The organism is Comamonas sp. 14P8.1.4 (assembly GCF_057799285.1).
This window is the reverse complement of record NZ_JBYOKN010000003.1, coordinates 271,781-288,743: the sequence shown is the minus strand read 5'-3', so window position 1 is coordinate 288,743 and position 16,963 is coordinate 271,781. Positions and strand designations below refer to the sequence as shown.

Here is a 16,963-nt window from a genome sequence, read left to right as displayed (position 1 = left end):
GACATCGAGCAGGTGACCCCATGATGGAACAAGAGATGAACAAGGAATTGCTGTCCGCTATGGTGGATGGCGAGCTGCGCGGCGAAGAGCTCGAGCAAGCCTTGGCGTGCGCTGAAAGTGCAGAAGGCTGCGCGAGCTGGGAGCTCTACCACCTGGTGGGCGATGTGCTGCGCTCCCCCGATCTGGCACACCACAGCCAGCACGATTTGCTGAGTGGTCTGCGCGCACAGCTGGCGCAAGAGCCTGCCTTGCAGTTGCAGCCTTCGCAGCTGCAGCAAGTGGCGGCTGGGATGCAGAAGACGCCCGTGGTGGCGTTGCGCGATCCTGCGGCCAACAGCTCGGTGTTCCGCTGGAAGGTGGCGGCCAGTTTTGCAACGGTGGCGGCGGTGGCAGCTCTGGGCTGGAATTTGATGGCCATTCCCGCAGATGGCCAGGGCGGCGCACAGCTGGCCAGTGCCCGCAGCGTGATCAGCGCCCCCGTGGTGGTGGCGACCGAGAATGGTGAAGTGCTGCGTGACCCGCGCCTGGATGCCTTGTTGGCGGAACACCAGCAGTACGCCAGCCGTGCTTCCTTGCAGGTGCCGGCAGACTTTTTGCGCAACGCGAGTTTTGAAGAAGCGCGCGGTGGGGTGCGTGCCGGCAAATAATGCGGTCACCGATTGGCGCTATTTCCTTTCAAAAATAAGAGCTATTAGCGCATGTTTTTGAAGGGGTTTAAAGCTAAAACATACGCAAATGAAGCAAGAGCGCCCGCAAGGCGCTCTTTTTTTTGATTTGCACTGCATGAACCGGTTGCCAGTGATGCATAAGTTATGCATAAAGTTGGGGAACCAAATCGCGGTTTATTTTTCTGAACATGAAGCTGCGCATGGCGCAGACTGTGATTTTGGAAAGGATGCTAAAAATGCCTTCAATGCAATTCAAACCGCTGCATGCCGCAATCCTCGCCGTGGGCGTTGCCGCAGGTGCAGCCACCGTGGGTTGGGGGGATGCGGTGCGCATGCCCACGGCCCACGCGCAACAGGCCGCTGCTGTGCCAGCTGCGCCGCTGGTCACGGGCTTGCCGGACTTCACGCAATTGGTGGACGTGGTCGGCCCTGCGGTGGTGAACATCCGAACCTCCGAAAAAATTGCCTCCCAGCCCTCCATGAGCGGCATGGATGAAGACATGCTGGAGTTCTTCCGCCGCTTTGGCGTGCCTGTGCCCAATGTGCCGCGCCAGGGTCGTCCGCAGCAGCAGCCCGATGACGATGAGGGTGAAGAACGCCCCAGTGGTGTGGGTTCGGGCTTTATCCTGAGTTCGGATGGCTATGTGATGACCAATGCCCACGTGGTCGATGGCGCCAGTGAGGTGGTGGTCACGCTGTCTGACAAGCGGGAGTTCAAAGCCAAGATCATTGGTGCAGACAAGCGCACCGATGTGGCCGTGGTCAAGATCGATGCCAAGGGCCTGCCTGCGGTCAAAATCGGTGATGTGAACCGCCTGAAGGTGGGCGAGTGGGTGATGGCCATTGGCTCGCCCTTTGGCCTGGAGAATTCGGTGACCGCCGGTATCGTCTCCGCCAAGCAGCGCGACACGGGCGACTACCTGCCGTTCATTCAGACCGATGTGGCCATCAACCCTGGTAACTCGGGTGGCCCCTTGCTGAATATGCGCGGTGAGGTGGTGGGCATCAACAGCCAGATTTACTCGCGCTCCGGTGGCTTCATGGGCATTTCCTTTGCCATTCCGATCGATGAAGCGGTGCGCGTGAGCGATCAGTTGCGCACCAGCGGCAAGGTTACGCGCGGCCGTATTGGGGTGCAGATTGGTCAGGTGACCAAGGAAGTGGCCGAGTCGATTGGCCTGGGCACTGCCAAGGGAGCACTGGTTTCGGCGGTGGAGCCCGATTCTCCGGCTGCCAAGGCGGGGATTGAGGCCGGTGACATCATCGTGAAGTACGACGGCAAAGCCATTGACAAGGTCGCCGATCTGCCGCGCATGGTGGGTAACACCAAGCCTGGCACCAAGAGCAGCATCAGCGTCTTCCGGCGTGGCCAAACCCGGGACTTGTCCATCATGGTGGCCGAGGTGGAGTCCGACGAGGCTGTAGCCAAAGCCGAAGGCCAGGGCGCACCGGGTGCAACCGCCACAGCCAAACAGCTGGGCCTGGTGGTGGGTGAGCTGAGCGAGGTGCAGAAGAAGTCCCTGGCCGTCAAGGGTGGGGTGCGTGTGCTTTCCGCCACGGAAGCCGCTGCCCGAGCCGGTCTGCGCGAAGGCGATGTGGTGCTGGGGGTGGGCAACAGCGAGGTCAGTAATGTCAAGGGCTTTGAAGCCGCGCTGGCCAAGGCTGACAAGAGCAAGCCTGTGACTTTGCTGGTGCGCCGTGGCGAGTGGACGCAGTACATCCTGGTGCGCCCGCACACCAAGTAAAACCATGCAGTGGTCTTCCTTCGCGAACAGCTAATCCTTGCGTAGGAATGACCTACTGCAGCAACACCTGGAGTTGCATGGGGGCTTGGGTAGAATGCCCGGTTAATGAGCGCGGTCACCCGCCGAATCCAGTGTGCCGACCGAGTCAAACGACGGCACCAAGGGTTGGGTGGGGCGCCTGTGAATCTTCAGTTGAATTGTGGTTAACCTGTGGATAATTGATTTCGTAGCATTGTCGAATGCCCGAGTCATAGCAAATGGATGCTTGGTTTTTGGGCGGTTTTGCCTACAATCGATCATCCAAGCAATCGCAGTTGCCAGAGATTGTTGGTTCGGGGCGCGTCACAGCTGACGCGCCCTTTTTTCTTGCCTTGAGCACGCTTTCCCCTTTAATTACAAACGCTTATCGTTGATGAAGCACATCCGAAATTTTTCCATCATTGCGCATATTGACCATGGCAAGTCGACCCTGGCGGACCGACTGATCCAGCGTTGCGGAGGCCTCGCCGAGCGTGAGATGGAGGCGCAAGTGCTGGACTCGATGGACATCGAGAAAGAGCGTGGCATCACCATCAAGGCGCAGACGGCAGCGCTGCAATACAAGGCCAAGGACGGCAACGTCTACAACCTCAACCTGATTGATACCCCCGGTCACGTCGACTTCTCGTATGAAGTCTCACGCTCGTTGTCCGCGTGTGAAGGTGGTTTGCTGGTGGTGGACGCGTCGCAGGGCGTGGAAGCCCAGACCGTGGCCAACTGCTACACCGCGCTGGATCTGGGCGTGGAAGTGTTTGCCGTGCTCAACAAGATGGATCTGCCCCAGGCCGATCCAGACAATGCCAAGGCCGAGATCGAAGACGTGATCGGTATTGATGCCAGCGATGCCATTCCATGCTCGGCCAAGACCGGCATGGGCATTGACGACATCTTGGAAGCGATTGTGGCCAAAGTGCCGGCACCCAAGGGCAACCCGGATGGCCCGCTGCGCGCCATGATCGTGGACAGCTGGTTTGACCCCTATGTGGGCGTCGTGATGCTGGTGCGCGTGGTGGACGGTGAGCTCAAAAAGGGTGAGCGCTTCAAGATGATGGCCACGGGCGCTGCCTATGAAGCCAACAACATCGGCGTGTTTACCCCCTCCAACTCGCCGCGCGACTCGCTCAAGGCCGGCGAAGTGGGCTACATCATTGCCGGCATCAAGGAATTGAAGGCCGCCAAGGTGGGCGATACCGTCACCCTGGAAAAGAAGCTGCCCAACAACCTGGGCCCTGCGGAGAAGGCCTTGCCTGGCTTCAAGGAAGTCAAGCCCCAGGTGTTTGCCGGCCTGTACCCGACCGAGGCCAGCGAATACGACCAGCTGCGCGACGCGTTGGAAAAGCTGCAGCTCAACGATGCGGCGCTGCAGTTTGAGCCGGAAGTCTCGCAGGCGCTGGGCTTTGGCTTCCGCTGCGGCTTCTTGGGCTTGCTGCACATGGAAATCGTGCAGGAGCGCCTGGAGCGTGAGTTTGACCAGGACCTGATCACCACCGCGCCCAGCGTGGTCTACCAGGTGCTCAAGGGTGATGGTGAGCTGATCGACGTGGAAAATCCTTCGAAGATGCCTGATGTCGGCCGCATCGAAGAAATCCGTGAGCCGATTGTGACCGTGCACCTGTACATGCCGCAGGAGTATGTGGGCCCGGTCATGACGCTGGCCAACCAAAAGCGTGGTGTGCAGATGAATATGCAATACCACGGCCGCCAGGTCATGTTGACGTACGAGATGCCGCTGGGCGAAATCGTGCTGGACTTCTTTGACAAGCTCAAGTCGGTCTCGCGCGGTTATGCCTCCATGGACTATGAGTTCCTGGAGTACCGCGCCTCCGATGTGGTGAAGGTTGACATCTTGCTCAACGGCGAGAAGGTGGACGCGTTGTCCATCATCGTCCACCGCACCCAGTCGCAATACCGTGGCCGTGCCGTGGTGGCCAAGATGCGTGAAATCATCAGCCGCCAGATGTTTGACGTGGCCATTCAAGCGGCCATTGGCGCCAACATCATTGCGCGTGAAACCGTCAAGGCCATGCGCAAGAACGTGCTGGCCAAGTGCTATGGCGGTGACATCACCCGTAAGCGCAAGCTGCTGGAAAAGCAAAAGGCCGGCAAGAAGCGCATGAAGCAAATTGGTTCGGTGGAAGTGCCGCAAGAAGCCTTCCTGGCCATCTTGCAAGTCGAAGACTGATAAAGAGGGAGAGCATGCAACCCATGCAATGGATCACTGCGGTCATCATGGCCGCCTTTGTGGGCTACATCGGCGCTTGGTACACCGGTGCCATCGAGGGCAACTTTGCCCTGCTGATGTTCCTGGCCACTTTTGTGACGGGCCTGTACTGGTTGGCTGAGCGCTTTTACTTCTGGCCGCAGCGCAAGAAGGAAGCTGCGCGCCTGAACGCCGAAGCCACGGCACGCCGTGCCGAGCTGGAGCGCCAGGGTCTGCGCCATGACATGGTGGACACCACCGAAGGTGAGACCCGCATCCTCAAGCAGCCGTGGTGGCTGGACTGGACCGCGGGCCTGTTCCCGGTGCTGTTCGTGGTGTTTGTGCTGCGCTCTTTCCTGTTTGAACCGTTCAAAATTCCTTCGGGATCGATGATTCCCACCTTGCTGGTGGGTGACCTGATCCTGGTGAACAAATTCACCTACGGCGTGCGCTTGCCGGTGCTCAACACCAAGGTGACCGAAGGCAACGCGCCCCAGCGCGGCGATGTGATGGTGTTCCGCTACCCTCCACAACCTACGCTGGACTACATCAAGCGTGTGGTGGGTGTGCCTGGTGACACCGTGGCTTACCTGAACAAGCGCTTGACGATCAATGGCCAGGAAGTGCCGACCACCGATCTGCCGGACTTCTTTGACACCGATGCCATGCGCTACTTCTCACAGCTGGAAGAAAAGCTGGGTGACAAGCCGCACAAGCTGCTCAACACCAAGGGCATGCCTGCGTTTATTCAGGGCGCATCGGAGTTCCCGTTCCGCGAAAACTGCACCTACACCGTGGAAGGTGTGACCTGCAAGGTGCCTGAGGGACACTACTTCGCCATGGGCGATAACCGTGACAACTCACTGGATTCGCGCTACTGGGGCTTTGTGCCAGAAGCAAACATTGTCGGAAAAGCCTTTTTCGTTTGGATGAATTTCGGTAACCTCAAGCGTATCGGTAGTTTCAACTAAGGCAGTGCACCTGCAATGGATGGCCGCTTTGAGCGGCCATTTTTCTTAAGAGGAGAGGGAAATCATGCGTTGTGCGTCTCGTCGCAGCCAAAAAGGCTTGTCTTTCGTCAGTTTTGTCGTGATTGCTGTGTTGGCCGTCGCGGTTTTTGCGATTGGCGGACAATCGCTGCCCATCGTCCTGGAATACCAGGCCGCCAAGAAAGCGGCGCAGAAAGCGGCCAATGAGGGCAGCACCGTGGCCGAGGTTCGTGCAGCGTTTGACCGCGCCGCGCAGATTGATGACATCCAGACCATCACAGGTAAAGACCTGGAGGTCAGCAAGATCAATGACCGCGTCGTGGTGGCTTTTGAATACGAGCGCTCTCTCCCGTTGGTAGGCCCTGCCTACCTTGTTTATCGTTTTACACATCAGACCCCATAGGTGCCAATCACCCTGCAAGATCTGCAGCAAACGCTGCAGTACCAATTCCAAAATCCTGCCTTGCTGCAGCGTGCGCTGACGCACCGCAGCTTCTCGGCAGACAACAACGAGCGCCTGGAGTTTCTGGGCGACTCGGTGCTCAGCCTGGCCATTTCCAGCTTGCTGTACCAGTGCTTGAAAGATCTGCCCGAAGGTGATCTCTCGCGTGTGCGATCCAACCTGGTCAAAGAAGGCACGTTGCACCTGATCGCCGTCAAACTGCAGCTGTCCGACTTGCTGCGTTTGGGCGAGGGTGAGGCCAAGTCCGGCGGTAAAGACCGCCCCTCCATCCTGGCCGATGCGGTCGAAGCCATTCTGGGTGCGGTGTACCTGGACGCTGGCTTCACGGCGGGCGAACAACTGGTGCACCACCTGTTTGAAGGGGTGGACATCAACCCCCACATGCGCGCAGCGGAAAAAGACCCGAAAACCGCGCTGCAAGAGTGGCTGCAAGGCCGCCGCATGCACCTGCCGCAATACAGTGTGACCCATATCACGGGGGCTGCGCACAAGCAGACCTTTGAAGTGGCTTGCATGATTCCCGAACTCAAGCTCGGCGCCAAAGGCACAGGTGCATCGCGCCGTGCGGGCGAACAAGCTGCTGCCAGCGCGATGCTGGCCCTTTTGAAAGCGAAACACCCATGACCGATGCTGCGAAGAAAAAAGTAGCTAGCACCGCAGGCGCAGCAAGCGCTAAAGGCCAAAAAGGCTCGCAAGCTATTCCTTCTTTTCCGGATGTGACCCCCGCAGGCCAAAGTATGGCCGAGCTGGACGCCATGCTGGCAGCGGCCAAGCCTGGCGCGACCCCTTCTTTGGTGGCGCGTGCCGATGAAATCGCCGCTGAAAAGGCTGCGGAAGCAGCCATCCCTGTGCGCGTGTATGCGCCTGAAGAGCAGCGCTGCGGCCTGATCGCCATCGTGGGCAAGCCCAACGTGGGCAAGTCCACGCTGATGAATGCGCTGGTGGGCCAGAAGGTGTCCATCACCTCGCGCAAGTCGCAGACCACGCGCCACCGCATCACCGGCATTCGCACGAAGGAAGAGACACAGTTCATCTTTGTGGACACGCCTGGCTTCCAGACCAAGCACTCCACCGCGCTGAACAAGTCGCTCAACAAGACCGTGATGGGCGCTATCACCGATGTGGACCTGATCTTGTTCGTGGTGGAAGCGGGCAGCTTCACCTTGGCCGATGCCAAGGTGCTGAGCCTGTTCAAGCCCGGCATTCCTACGCTGCTGATCGCCAACAAGCTCGATGAAGTGGGTCGCCGCCACGAGATTGCGCCTTGGCTCAAGAACATGCAAGAGCGCCATCCGTTTGCGGAGTTTGTGCCCATGTCGGCCAAAAAGCGCGATGACATTCAGCGCCTGTTCGGTATCTGCGCCAAGTACCTGCCCGAGCAGCCCTGGTTCTACGCCGAAGACGAGCTGACCGATCGCAGCGAAAACTTCATGGCCGCTGAAATCGTGCGTGAGAAGCTGTTCCGCTTTACCGGCGATGAACTGCCTTACACCTCGACGGTGGTGATCGATAAGTTTGTGGAAGAACCCAGCAAACACCACAAGCGCTTCATGCGTGTAGCCGCCACGATTGTGGTGGAGCGCGATGGCCACAAGGCCATGGTGATTGGCCAAGGTGGTGAACGCCTCAAACGCATCTCCATGGAAGCGCGCCAGGAGATGGAAAAGCTGTTTGACGCCAAGGTGTTCTTGGAAGTGTGGGTCAAGGTCAAGTCGGGCTGGGCCGACGATGAAGTCCGCGTGAAGTCGTTCGGTTACGAATAAAAGCGTGGTCGCAGGGCGCCGGTGCGCTGTGCGACACTTCACACCTCGTGATTGTGAAAAGGTCTCACTGAGACCTTTTTGTTTTTGAAGCATCTATGGCCGCCAAGCGCGTGGGCGAAGAGCCCGCATTCATCCTGCACCGCTACGACTGGAGTGAATCCAGTTTGATTCTGGAGGTGTTCACGCGCCACCGCGGGCGTGTGGCGCTGGTGGCCAAGGGCGCGAAAAAGCACACCTCCAACTTCCGTCCGGTGCTGCTGGCGCTGCAGCCGCTCAAAGTCAGTTACACGCTCTCGGGCGATGGCAATGCCGACATCCACGTGCTCAAAGGCGCGGAGTGGGCGGGCGGGCACATCATGCCCATGGGCAACAACCTGCTCACGGGCATGTACCTCAATGAGCTGCTGATGCGTCTGCTGGCACGTGATGACCCGTATGCCTATCTGTTCGATGTGTACGGTGCCGTCATCAAGCTGCTGGCCACCCAGCACGAAGAGGTGATAGAGCCGGTGCTGCGCGCGTTTGAGTTGATTTTGCTGCGTGAGCTGGGGCTGCTCCCATCTTTGGAGCTGGAAACGCTGACCCTGCAAGGTCTAGAGCCACAAAAGGCTTATGTACTCGTGGCAGAGATGGGACTGCGCCCCGCGCTCGACAGTGACCGCGCAGCGCTGACGGGCCAGCAGTGGACGCAGCTGCAGCGTGCGCTGGAGCAGGGCGAAGGGGCTTACCCCGCCCTGGTACGCGCGTGCGCCACGGTGGCATCACCGCTGAAGCCGCAACTGCGCCATCTGCTGCAATACCATTGCGGCAGCTTGCTGCGCACGCGGCAATTGATGATGGATTTGCAAACCTTATGACCGCTACCCCCACTTCCCGCCGCACGGCCCTGTCCGTCAACGTCAACAAGGTTGCGCTGCTGCGCAATACGCGCCACCTGGGCATTCCTTCGGTGACGCGCGCGGCCCAGCTGTGCCTGGAGGCGGGTGCGCAGGGCATCACCATCCATCCGCGTCCTGATGAGCGGCATATTCGCGGCACCGATGTGTATGAGTTGGCTGCGCTGATGCAAGCCTGGCCGCAGGCAGAGTTCAACATCGAGGGCAACCCCACGCAGAACCTGATGGCCTTTATCCGCCAGGTCAAACCGCACCAGGCCACCTTTGTGCCCGACAGCGAAGACCAGTTCACCAGCGACCACGGCTGGAGCTTTCCGCACGATGCCGAGCGCCTGCAACCCTTGATCGCTGAATGCCAAGCCCTGGGCGTGCGCGTGAGCCTGTTCATGGACCCGGTGCCCGAGCAAATGGCCGCAGCCAAGGCAGTGGGCGCAGACCGGGTGGAGCTGTACACCGAGCCCTATGCCGCTGCCAAAGGTGCGGCCGAGCAGGCCCAGCAACTGGCCATCTACGCCCAGGCCGCCCAGGCAGCGCTGGATGTGGGTTTGCAAGTGAATGCCGGCCACGACCTGAACCGCGACAACCTGGCGGCCTTTGTGGCGCAGGTGCCCGGTGTGGCCGAAGTCTCTATCGGCCACGCGCTGATCGCTGACGCGCTGGAGCTGGGCTATGCGAGTACCGTCAAGGCTTACCAGGCCTGCATTGACCAAGGCATGGCCGAGCGCACGGCAAGCGCCGGGCGTTGAAATATTTAAAACAGGAGCTGCTAGCGCTTTCTGCATAAGGGCTAGAGCCTGATTTGGCTTGTCATCATGATTTACGGTATTGGCACAGATATTTGCGATGTTCGCCGCATACGCGCCAGCGTGGAACGCCATGGGGACCGCTTTGCCGCCAAAGTGCTGGCGGAGCAGGAACTTCAGGTCTGGCGTGCGCGCAGCGCCCGCTGGCCCGAGCGCGGCATCAAATACCTGGCCACGCGCTTTTCGGCCAAAGAAGCGTTCAGCAAGGCCGTGGGGCTGGGCATGGTCATGCCCATGACCTGGCGCAACTGCGAAATTGCCAACCTGCCCAGCGGCCAACCCACCATCGTGCTGCACGGTGCGATGAAAACATGGTTTGAGGCCCAGGGCCTGAGCGCGCACATCACCATGAGCGACGAGAGCGAATACGCCGCGAGCTTTTGCGTGGTGGAGCGCAAGGGGTAGGGGCCATGTCGCCGCTGCTTTTTCCGGCTGGTCTGGCCATCGTCTGGGTCTTTTTGACATCGCTGAACGTTTGATGCCGCAGGTCTGGCGCTGGCTGGCGCACAGCCGTCATACTTGAGGCTTTGCAGCATTGCGCGAGACGCCACCACACGCTCGTGAGAAGGTACAGATCCATGACCGCACTTCATGCCCCCCTCATCATCGATATTGCAGGCCAGGCCCTGACCGATGTGGACCGTGATCGCCTGGCGCACCCGCTGGTGGGCGGCATCATCTTGTTTGCCCGCAACTGGGGCAGCCGCGACCAGCTGGTGCAGCTGTGTGCCGATATCAAGGCCGTGAAAGACGATCTGCTGATCTGCGTGGATCACGAGGGTGGCCGCGTGCAGCGCTTCCGTACCGATGGCTTCACCCACATCCCGCCCATGCGTGCCTTTGGCGAGCTGTGGATGAACGACGGCAAGGGTAAAAAACACCGCGAAGGCCGTGGTGCGATGCGTGCCATGAACGCCGCCACGGCTGCCGGCTACGTGCTGGGCTGTGAGCTGCGTGCCTGCGGGGTGGACTTCAGCTTCACCCCGGTGCTGGATCTGGACTACGGCGAAAGCAGTGTGATTGGTGACCGCAGCTTTCACCGCGACCCACGCGTGGTGGCTGCGCTGGCCAAGAGCCTGATGCACGGCTTGCTGCAAGCGGGCATGGGCAACTGTGGCAAGCACTTTCCCGGTCACGGCTATGTGAAGGCCGACTCGCACGTCGATATGCCCGTGGACAAGCGCAAGCTCAAAAAGATTCTGTCCGAAGATGCGGCGCCTTACCCCTGGCTGTCCAGCGTGTTGACGGCGGTGATGCCCGCGCACGTGATCTACCCCAAGGTGGATGCGTTGCCCGCAGGTTTCTCCAAAATCTGGCTGCAAGACATTCTGCGCAGTGAGCTGCGCTATGACGGTGCCATCTTCAGCGATGACCTGAGCATGGAGGCGGCGCGCCGCATTGATGGCCAGGTCATCAGCTATACCGATGCCGCTTTGCGCGCGCTGGATGCCGGCTGCGACATGGTGCTGCTGTGCAACCAGAGCCTGGGTCTGGGTGCACACGTGGATGAATTCCTCGATGGGATGGATGATGCGCTGCGCACTGGCCGCTGGCAGCCCGATGTGGATTCGGAGTCACGCCGCGTGTCGTTGCTGCCCGAAACCGTGCCGCAGCCCTGGGACGATTTGATGCGCCAGCCTGCTTATCTGCAGGCCCTGGATTTGCTGCCCTGACCTTGCGCAACAGGCAGCCAAGCCGCTGTGAATGCTTTATCGATCCACCCGCATACGTGAGTGTGCCGGTGGATTTTTTTGTCTGAATGGTCCAGTGAGGCCCTTTTGCAGGGGGCGGAATGTGCCAAATCCTTATTGAGGGAGTTATGCGTTTGGCGTCAGTAATGCATGCATTCGTGGAATATCTGCGCAGAAAAAAGCCGTTTGCGGCGTGATGCCAATCTGTGCGAATTCATGAAGTGCATCTGAAAATTCTGTTTGAATTTTCAGTAATTTCTGAAAATTGAATTTCCTAAATCATTGATTTATCGATTGTTTCATCTGTACACCAATGGTAAACCCTATGTCTTTGGTCTTGTAAAAGACCATGCTTAAGTGACTGCTGAGTACAGCGTTGAAAGCCAAGACAAACCGAGAGTCCTAGCATCGGAAGATTAAAGCAGTGTGACATGGCCCAAAGAAGGCTTGAAACACGCTTGACACGCTCTCTGGTGGGAGCGTGGATTGATTTGACACGATGTAGGAAGAGAAGTGATGTCTCATATTTCCCCGCCAAGCCGCAGAACCTTTTTGCTGGCTTCTGGTGCAGGGGTAGCTGCAACTGGCATGGCAATGACTTTCCATGCCAATGCCAAGCAAGCTGCTGTGCAACTGGATAAGTACAAACCGGAATACTTCAACGCCGAAGAATGGGCGTTTGTGATGGCGGCTACGGCCCGCCTGATTCCTTCTGAAGGCGAAGGCCCAGGTGCACTGGAAACCCATGTGCCCGTCTTTATTGACCGCCAGCTGCTGGGTTACTACGGCAATGCGGAGCTCTGGTACATGGAAGGGCCTCACGACCCTACGGCCACCCCCGATCGTGGCTGGCAAACCCCCCTCAACCCTGCGCAGCTGTATCGCCAGGCCATTCCTGCATTCAACGCAGAGTGCAAGGCCCGCTGGGAAAAGGACTTCGCTAGCTTGACACCTGCACAGCAGGACGAAGCTTTGACCGCCTTGCAAAAGGGTGTGATCAAGCTGGCTCCTGAGCTGAGCATCTTCTTCGCTACTTTGCTGGCCAACACCAAGGAAGGCTACTTTGCCGACCCCATGCACGGTGGTAACCACGGTATGCAGTCCTGGAAGTACATCGGCTTCCCAGGTGCCCGCGCTAGCTACGCCGAATGGATTGGTCAGCACAACAAGAAGTACCCCCTGGGTCCTGTATCCATCAAAGGCGAGAGAGCTTAACCATGGCACGCATTGAAAAGAAAAAAGACGTCGTGATCGTTGGTCTCGGCTGGACAGGCTCCATTGCTGGTATCGAACTGGCCGCTGAAGGCCTGGAGATCGTGGCCCTGGAGCGCGGTGGCGACCAGAACACGGTGCCTGAGTTCAAGTACCCCAACCAGATCGACGAACTGACCTACGGTGTGCGCCTGAAGAACATGCAGCGCCCCAAGCAGGCAACGCTGACAGTGCGCCGCAATGATGGCGAAATCGCACTGCCTTACCGTTCGATGGGTTCGTTCCTGCCCGCCAACGGCGTGGGTGGTGCTGGTACCCACTGGAATGGCTTGCTGTGGCGTCCGCAGGCTGAAGAAATGAAGCTGCGTAGCTACGTGAAAGACCGCTGGGGCGAGTCCATCATTCCTGAAGGCATGAACCTGATGGATTACCCCGTCAGCTATGACGAGCTGGAGCCCTTCTTCACCCAGTTCGACGAAGTGGCTGGTATCTCGGGCAAGGCTGGCAATATCAAGGGCCAGATCCAAGCCGGTGGTAATCCTTTTGAAGGCTGGCGCTCGAAAGAGTACCCCATGCCTGCACTGCCTGCCACGTACGACTCGACCAAGTTCGAAGCCGTGGCCAAGCAAATGGGCTTGCACACCTTCCAGGCACCTGCTGGTATCGCATCGACTGCCTATGTGAACCCCTACGGCATGCAGATGGCACCTTGCAACTTCTGCGGTTTCTGCGAGCGCTACGGTTGCTACCAGTATTCCAAGTCGTCGCCCCAGACAGCGATCTTGGATGCCCTCAAGCGCAAGAAGAACTTCAGCTACCGCACCCACTGCGAAGTGCTGCGCGTGGAAAGCTCGGAAGACGGCAAGACCGCGACCGGCGTGACTTACTTCGACTCCAACACCAACGAAGAAGTCTTCCAGCCTGCGGACTTGGTGATTCTGTCGTCCTACCAGCTGAACAACGTGCACCTGATGCTGGTGTCCGGCATCGGCAAGCCTTACGACCCCAAGACCAACACCGGTGTGACAGGTAAGAACTACGCCTACCAAATGAATGGTGGCGTGACCATGTTCTTCAAGGGCGACAACTTCAACCCCTTCATTGCACACGGCTCCAACGGTATCTGTATTGATGACTTCGGTATCAACCAGAACGACTTTGGCAAGTTGGGCTTCATCGGCGGCGCTTACTGGCGCGTGGGTGCCATGAATGGTCAGCCAATCCGTTCCATGCCTCTGCCTAAGGGCACTCCAGGCTGGGGTGCAGGCTGGAAGCAAGGCATTGGCGAGTGGTACGGCCACTCCATGTCCATCGGTACCCACGGTTCGCACATGTCCTACCGCAACAACCACCTGGACTTGGACCCCACCTACAAGGATCCACATGGTCGCCCACTGATGCGTATGACGTTCAACTGGCAGGAAAACGATCTGAAGATGACCCAGTACCAGAAGGTCAAGGTGGAGGAAGTGGCCAGGGCTATGAATCCAGACTTGATGCAATCGGGCTTCAAGAATTCCGGTGCTCAGTACGACGTACGCCCCTACCAGACCACCCACAACACAGGCGGTCACGTCATGTCGGACAGCCCGCTCGAAGGTGTGGTGAACCGCTATTGCCAAGCTTGGGACAAACACAATGTGTTCGTCTTCGGTGCCGGTAACTTTGTACAGAACACGCAGTACAACCCCACAGGCTTGGTTGGTGGTTTGGCGTACTGGACGGTGAACGCCATCCGTACGCTGTATCTGAAGAACCCACGTCCGTTGGTCTGAGGGAGTTAACAACATGAAAAAAATCCTCAGCATTGTCATTGCCTTCATCGTTCTGGGCATCATCGCGGCGCTGTTGCTGGCCTTCGCACCGTTCAAGCCCACACCGGCCAACGAAACCTTGCCTGCCGACTGGAAGGCAGAGGCTGGTCGTGGTGAGTACGTCATGCGTGCCGGTGACTGCATGGCTTGCCACACCGCCAAGGGTGGCGAGCCCATGGCCGGTGGCTTGGGCATTCACAGCCCTATGGGCACGATTTGGGCGTCCAACATCACACCTGACAAGGAAACCGGTATCGGTAACTGGACCCTGGACCAGTTCCGCGCTGCCATGGTCGACGGTGTCGGTGGCCACGGCCAGCAGCTGTACCCCGCCATGCCGTATGAGAACTACCGTTTCATGACGGAAAGCGATCTGCGTGCGCTGTATGACTACATCCAGACCGAAGTGAAGCCCGTGAAGAATGAAGTGCAGGCCACCAGCCTGAGCTTCCCCTTCAACATGCGTTTCGGTATCCGTGCCTGGAACTGGCTGGCCCTGTCGGGTGAAGCCAAGTTCAAGCCCATGGCGGGTGATGAGCAGCAAATCCGCGGCCAGTATCTGGTAGAAGGCGCAGGCCACTGCGCAGCCTGCCACAGCCCACGTACGACCTTCATGGCGCAAGACGGTACACGTCTGGGCGACTCCAGCTTCCTGACCGGTGGCATGGTGGATGGCTGGTCTGCACCTGCACTGCGCGGCAAGGATGCCCGTGTGCAGAAGTGGACTGCGGAAGAAATTGCTGCCTACCTGGGTTCGGGCCGCAACGCCCACGCTGTGGCCAACGGCGAAATGGCGCTGGTGGTTGAGCACTCGATGCAGTACATGACCGATGCCGACCTGAACGCCATGGCAGTGTTCTTGAAGAGCATGGACGGCCAGCCTGTAGAGACCGTGGCTGAAAAAGTGGCTGCTGTTGGTCCCCGCAGCATGCCTGCGCTGCCTGCAGATGAGGCGGGCAAGTCGACAGCCGAGCTGCTGACTTCTGCATCGCCTGACATGTCGCTGGGCGCACGCCTGTATCTCGATAACTGCGCAGCCTGCCACTTTGTGAGCGGCAAGGGCGCAGCGGAAATCTTCCCCGAGCTGCAAGGTAACGCCATGGTGCTGGGCAAGGATGCCAGCCCGCTGGTGTCGGTGATTCTGAACGGTACTTCGGTGCCTTCGACCGATCGCCGCCCCATGCACCTGGCCATGCAAGGCTACGCTGACCGCCTGACCGACAACGAAGTCGCTCAGTTGGCAACGTTCCTGCGCAAGGGTTGGGGCAACCAGGCTTCGGACGTGAGCGAAAGCCAAGTCAGCAAGGTGCGCAAGCACACCCAGGCACTGGCTGCACCCGAACGCGCCCAGTAAGTCTACGTTGCACATCTCAGCCCCTGGGGGCTGAATGTGACAGCCTCTGAAACCCAGCCGGATGGCACATCCGGCTGGGTTTTTTTATGCTGAAAATGGCTGTTGCCATGGGATGATGCGACCTTTCCCCGCAGCACGAGACCACGTTGCGCGCGTGTGGAGCAGAACAAGGAGCATTTCCATGCGTGTGGGTGTACTGACGGGCGGTGGTGACTGCCCAGGGCTGAATGCGGTGATTCGTGCCGTGACCAAGTCATTGATCAGCCAAGGCGGTTGTGACGTCATTGGCATTCAGGATGGTTTTGAAGGCCTGATGGAGGCGCAGCCTCGCATCAGGCCTCTGGGCTGGGATGAGGTCTCGGGCATCTTGCACATTGGCGGCACGATCTTGGGCACCAGCAACAGCGCCAACCCGCTGAAGAACGAAGCCACGCTGGCGCAGGTCCAGCGCAATGTGCAGGCCTTGGGCTTGGATGTGGTGGTGTCGATTGGTGGTGATGGCACGCAGAGCCTGGCGTATGGGCTGGCCAATGCGGTGGGTATGCAATGCGTGGGGGTGCCCAAAACCATTGATAACGACATTGCCAACTGCGAACGCAGCTTTGGTTTTGACACTGCCGTGGCCACGGCCACCGAAGCGCTGCGCCGCATTGAAAGCACCGCCAACAGTCACCACCGCGTGATGATTGTGGAAACCATGGGTCGCAATGCAGGCTGGCTGGCGCTGGAGGCTGGGATTGCCGGGGCGGCAGACATCATCTTGCTGCCTGAAATTGATTACGACCTGCAAGCCATCATTGATGTGTGCAAGGCGCGTGAGCAGCGCCAGCGCTACACCATCATTTGCATTGGCGAAGGTGCGAAAGAAAGTGGCCACAGCTTGACCGTGCGTGAAACGATAGCGCACAGCCCAGACCCAGTGCGCCTGGGCGGTGTGGGCCATGTGCTGCGCGAACGCCTGCAGCCCCATTTGAAGAGCGAGGTGCGCACCACGGTGCTGGGCCATGTGCAGCGCGGTGGGGACCCTACGCCGTTTGACCGCGTGCTGGCCACCCAGTTTGGGCACCATGCCGCGCAGCTGGTGCTGTCGGGCAATTTCGGTCGCATGGTCACCTTGCAAAACGGAGAGATTGGCAGCGTGGCCATTGCCACCGTGGCCAATACCCAGCGCAAGATTGCGGCAGATCACCCGCTGCTGACCATGGCGCGGGATATCGGTATCTGTTTGGGGGAACGATTGCGCTGAGGCGCCCACGCAAGCTGACGGAGAGGTGACAAAGAATCGCTCAAAAAGTAATTATTTGTTACTTTGTGTTGGAATATATG

General features: G+C 59.0%; 15 protein-coding genes. All 15 read left to right on the top strand.

The genetic code is table 11. The features are described from left to right. Window positions 1–20 precede the first annotated feature (20 nt). A complete protein-coding gene (locus tag AC27VO_RS08340) occupies window positions 21–647 on the top strand; it encodes a sigma-E factor negative regulatory protein (RefSeq protein ID WP_488666240.1) in 627 nt (208 codons plus the stop codon). A 257-nt stretch (window positions 648–904) separates the two neighbouring features. Next, complete coding sequence (locus tag AC27VO_RS08335) at window positions 905–2,413, top strand: DegQ family serine endoprotease (protein WP_488666239.1); 1,509 nt, start codon at window positions 905–907, stop codon at window positions 2,411–2,413. 412 nt (window positions 2,414–2,825) lie between these two features. Then, complete coding sequence (lepA, locus tag AC27VO_RS08330; RefSeq protein ID WP_488666238.1) at window positions 2,826–4,634, top strand: translation elongation factor 4; 1,809 nt, start codon at window positions 2,826–2,828, stop codon at window positions 4,632–4,634. 14 nt (window positions 4,635–4,648) lie between these two features. After that, on the top strand, window positions 4,649–5,623 hold the full coding sequence (gene lepB / locus AC27VO_RS08325) for a signal peptidase I (RefSeq protein WP_488666237.1): 975 nt from the start codon (window positions 4,649–4,651) through the stop codon (window positions 5,621–5,623). A gap of 64 nt (window positions 5,624–5,687) precedes the next feature. Next, the gene (locus AC27VO_RS08320; protein WP_488666236.1) at window positions 5,688–6,044 is read left to right on the top strand and encodes a DUF4845 domain-containing protein; all 357 of its coding nucleotides are present in this window, start codon (window positions 5,688–5,690) and stop codon (window positions 6,042–6,044) included. After that, on the top strand, window positions 6,045–6,728 hold the full coding sequence (gene rnc, locus AC27VO_RS08315) for a ribonuclease III (protein ID WP_488666235.1): 684 nt from the start codon (window positions 6,045–6,047) through the stop codon (window positions 6,726–6,728). It abuts the gene before it with no gap. Beyond that, entirely contained in the window at window positions 6,725–7,867 is a 1,143-nt protein-coding gene (gene era / locus AC27VO_RS08310; RefSeq protein ID WP_488666234.1) for a GTPase Era, read from the top strand. The genes rnc and era overlap by 4 nt, the downstream gene beginning before the upstream one ends. 95 nt (window positions 7,868–7,962) lie before the next feature. Next, window positions 7,963–8,724, top strand: a complete 762-nt coding sequence (gene recO, locus AC27VO_RS08305) for a DNA repair protein RecO (protein ID WP_488666233.1) — start codon at window positions 7,963–7,965, stop codon at window positions 8,722–8,724. Continuing rightward, window positions 8,721–9,509, top strand: coding sequence for a pyridoxine 5'-phosphate synthase (locus AC27VO_RS08300; protein WP_488666232.1), 789 nt, complete (start codon window positions 8,721–8,723; stop codon window positions 9,507–9,509). Before recO ends, AC27VO_RS08300 begins: the two co-directional genes overlap by 4 nt. 66 nt (window positions 9,510–9,575) lie before the next feature. Beyond that, window positions 9,576–9,971, top strand: a complete 396-nt coding sequence (gene acpS, locus AC27VO_RS08295; protein ID WP_488666231.1) for a holo-ACP synthase — start codon at window positions 9,576–9,578, stop codon at window positions 9,969–9,971. A gap of 173 nt (window positions 9,972–10,144) precedes the next feature. Next, window positions 10,145–11,239 (top strand): beta-N-acetylhexosaminidase, encoded by a 1,095-nt coding sequence (gene nagZ, locus AC27VO_RS08290; RefSeq protein WP_488666230.1) that lies wholly within the window; start codon window positions 10,145–10,147, stop codon window positions 11,237–11,239. Between the two features lie 534 nt (window positions 11,240–11,773). Continuing rightward, window positions 11,774–12,472: a gluconate 2-dehydrogenase subunit 3 family protein gene (locus AC27VO_RS08285; protein WP_488666229.1), complete on the top strand. Its 699-nt coding sequence runs from the start codon at window positions 11,774–11,776 to the stop codon at window positions 12,470–12,472. Between the two features lie 2 nt (window positions 12,473–12,474). Then, window positions 12,475–14,244 (top strand): GMC family oxidoreductase, encoded by a 1,770-nt coding sequence (locus AC27VO_RS08280; protein WP_488666228.1) that lies wholly within the window; start codon window positions 12,475–12,477, stop codon window positions 14,242–14,244. 13 nt (window positions 14,245–14,257) lie between these two features. After that, window positions 14,258–15,637 (top strand): c-type cytochrome, encoded by a 1,380-nt coding sequence (locus AC27VO_RS08275; RefSeq protein ID WP_488666227.1) that lies wholly within the window; start codon window positions 14,258–14,260, stop codon window positions 15,635–15,637. A 181-nt stretch (window positions 15,638–15,818) separates the two neighbouring features. Continuing rightward, window positions 15,819–16,883, top strand: coding sequence for a 6-phosphofructokinase (locus AC27VO_RS08270; RefSeq protein WP_488666226.1), 1,065 nt, complete (start codon window positions 15,819–15,821; stop codon window positions 16,881–16,883). Window positions 16,884–16,963 lie beyond the last annotated feature (80 nt).

Excerpts from the sequence above, each read along its gene's own strand:
- AC27VO_RS08340 (WP_488666240.1), top strand. The coding sequence starts at position 21 with ATGATGGAACAAGAGATGAACAAGGAATTGCTGTCCGCTATGGTGGAT.
- AC27VO_RS08285 (WP_488666229.1), top strand. The coding sequence starts at position 11,774 with ATGTCTCATATTTCCCCGCCAAGCCGCAGAACCTTTTTGCTGGCTTCT.
- acpS (WP_488666231.1), top strand. The coding sequence starts at position 9,576 with ATGATTTACGGTATTGGCACAGATATTTGCGATGTTCGCCGCATACGC.
- lepA (WP_488666238.1), top strand. The coding sequence starts at position 2,826 with ATGAAGCACATCCGAAATTTTTCCATCATTGCGCATATTGACCATGGC.
- AC27VO_RS08280 (WP_488666228.1), top strand. The coding sequence starts at position 12,475 with ATGGCACGCATTGAAAAGAAAAAAGACGTCGTGATCGTTGGTCTCGGC.
- recO (WP_488666233.1), top strand. The coding sequence starts at position 7,963 with ATGGCCGCCAAGCGCGTGGGCGAAGAGCCCGCATTCATCCTGCACCGC.
- AC27VO_RS08320 (WP_488666236.1), top strand. The coding sequence starts at position 5,688 with ATGCGTTGTGCGTCTCGTCGCAGCCAAAAAGGCTTGTCTTTCGTCAGT.
- lepB (WP_488666237.1), top strand. The coding sequence starts at position 4,649 with ATGCAACCCATGCAATGGATCACTGCGGTCATCATGGCCGCCTTTGTG.
- AC27VO_RS08335 (WP_488666239.1), top strand. The coding sequence starts at position 905 with ATGCCTTCAATGCAATTCAAACCGCTGCATGCCGCAATCCTCGCCGTG.
- AC27VO_RS08275 (WP_488666227.1), top strand. The coding sequence starts at position 14,258 with ATGAAAAAAATCCTCAGCATTGTCATTGCCTTCATCGTTCTGGGCATC.
- era (WP_488666234.1), top strand. The coding sequence starts at position 6,725 with ATGACCGATGCTGCGAAGAAAAAAGTAGCTAGCACCGCAGGCGCAGCA.
- nagZ (WP_488666230.1), top strand. The coding sequence starts at position 10,145 with ATGACCGCACTTCATGCCCCCCTCATCATCGATATTGCAGGCCAGGCC.
- AC27VO_RS08270 (WP_488666226.1), top strand. The coding sequence starts at position 15,819 with ATGCGTGTGGGTGTACTGACGGGCGGTGGTGACTGCCCAGGGCTGAAT.
- AC27VO_RS08300 (WP_488666232.1), top strand. The coding sequence starts at position 8,721 with ATGACCGCTACCCCCACTTCCCGCCGCACGGCCCTGTCCGTCAACGTC.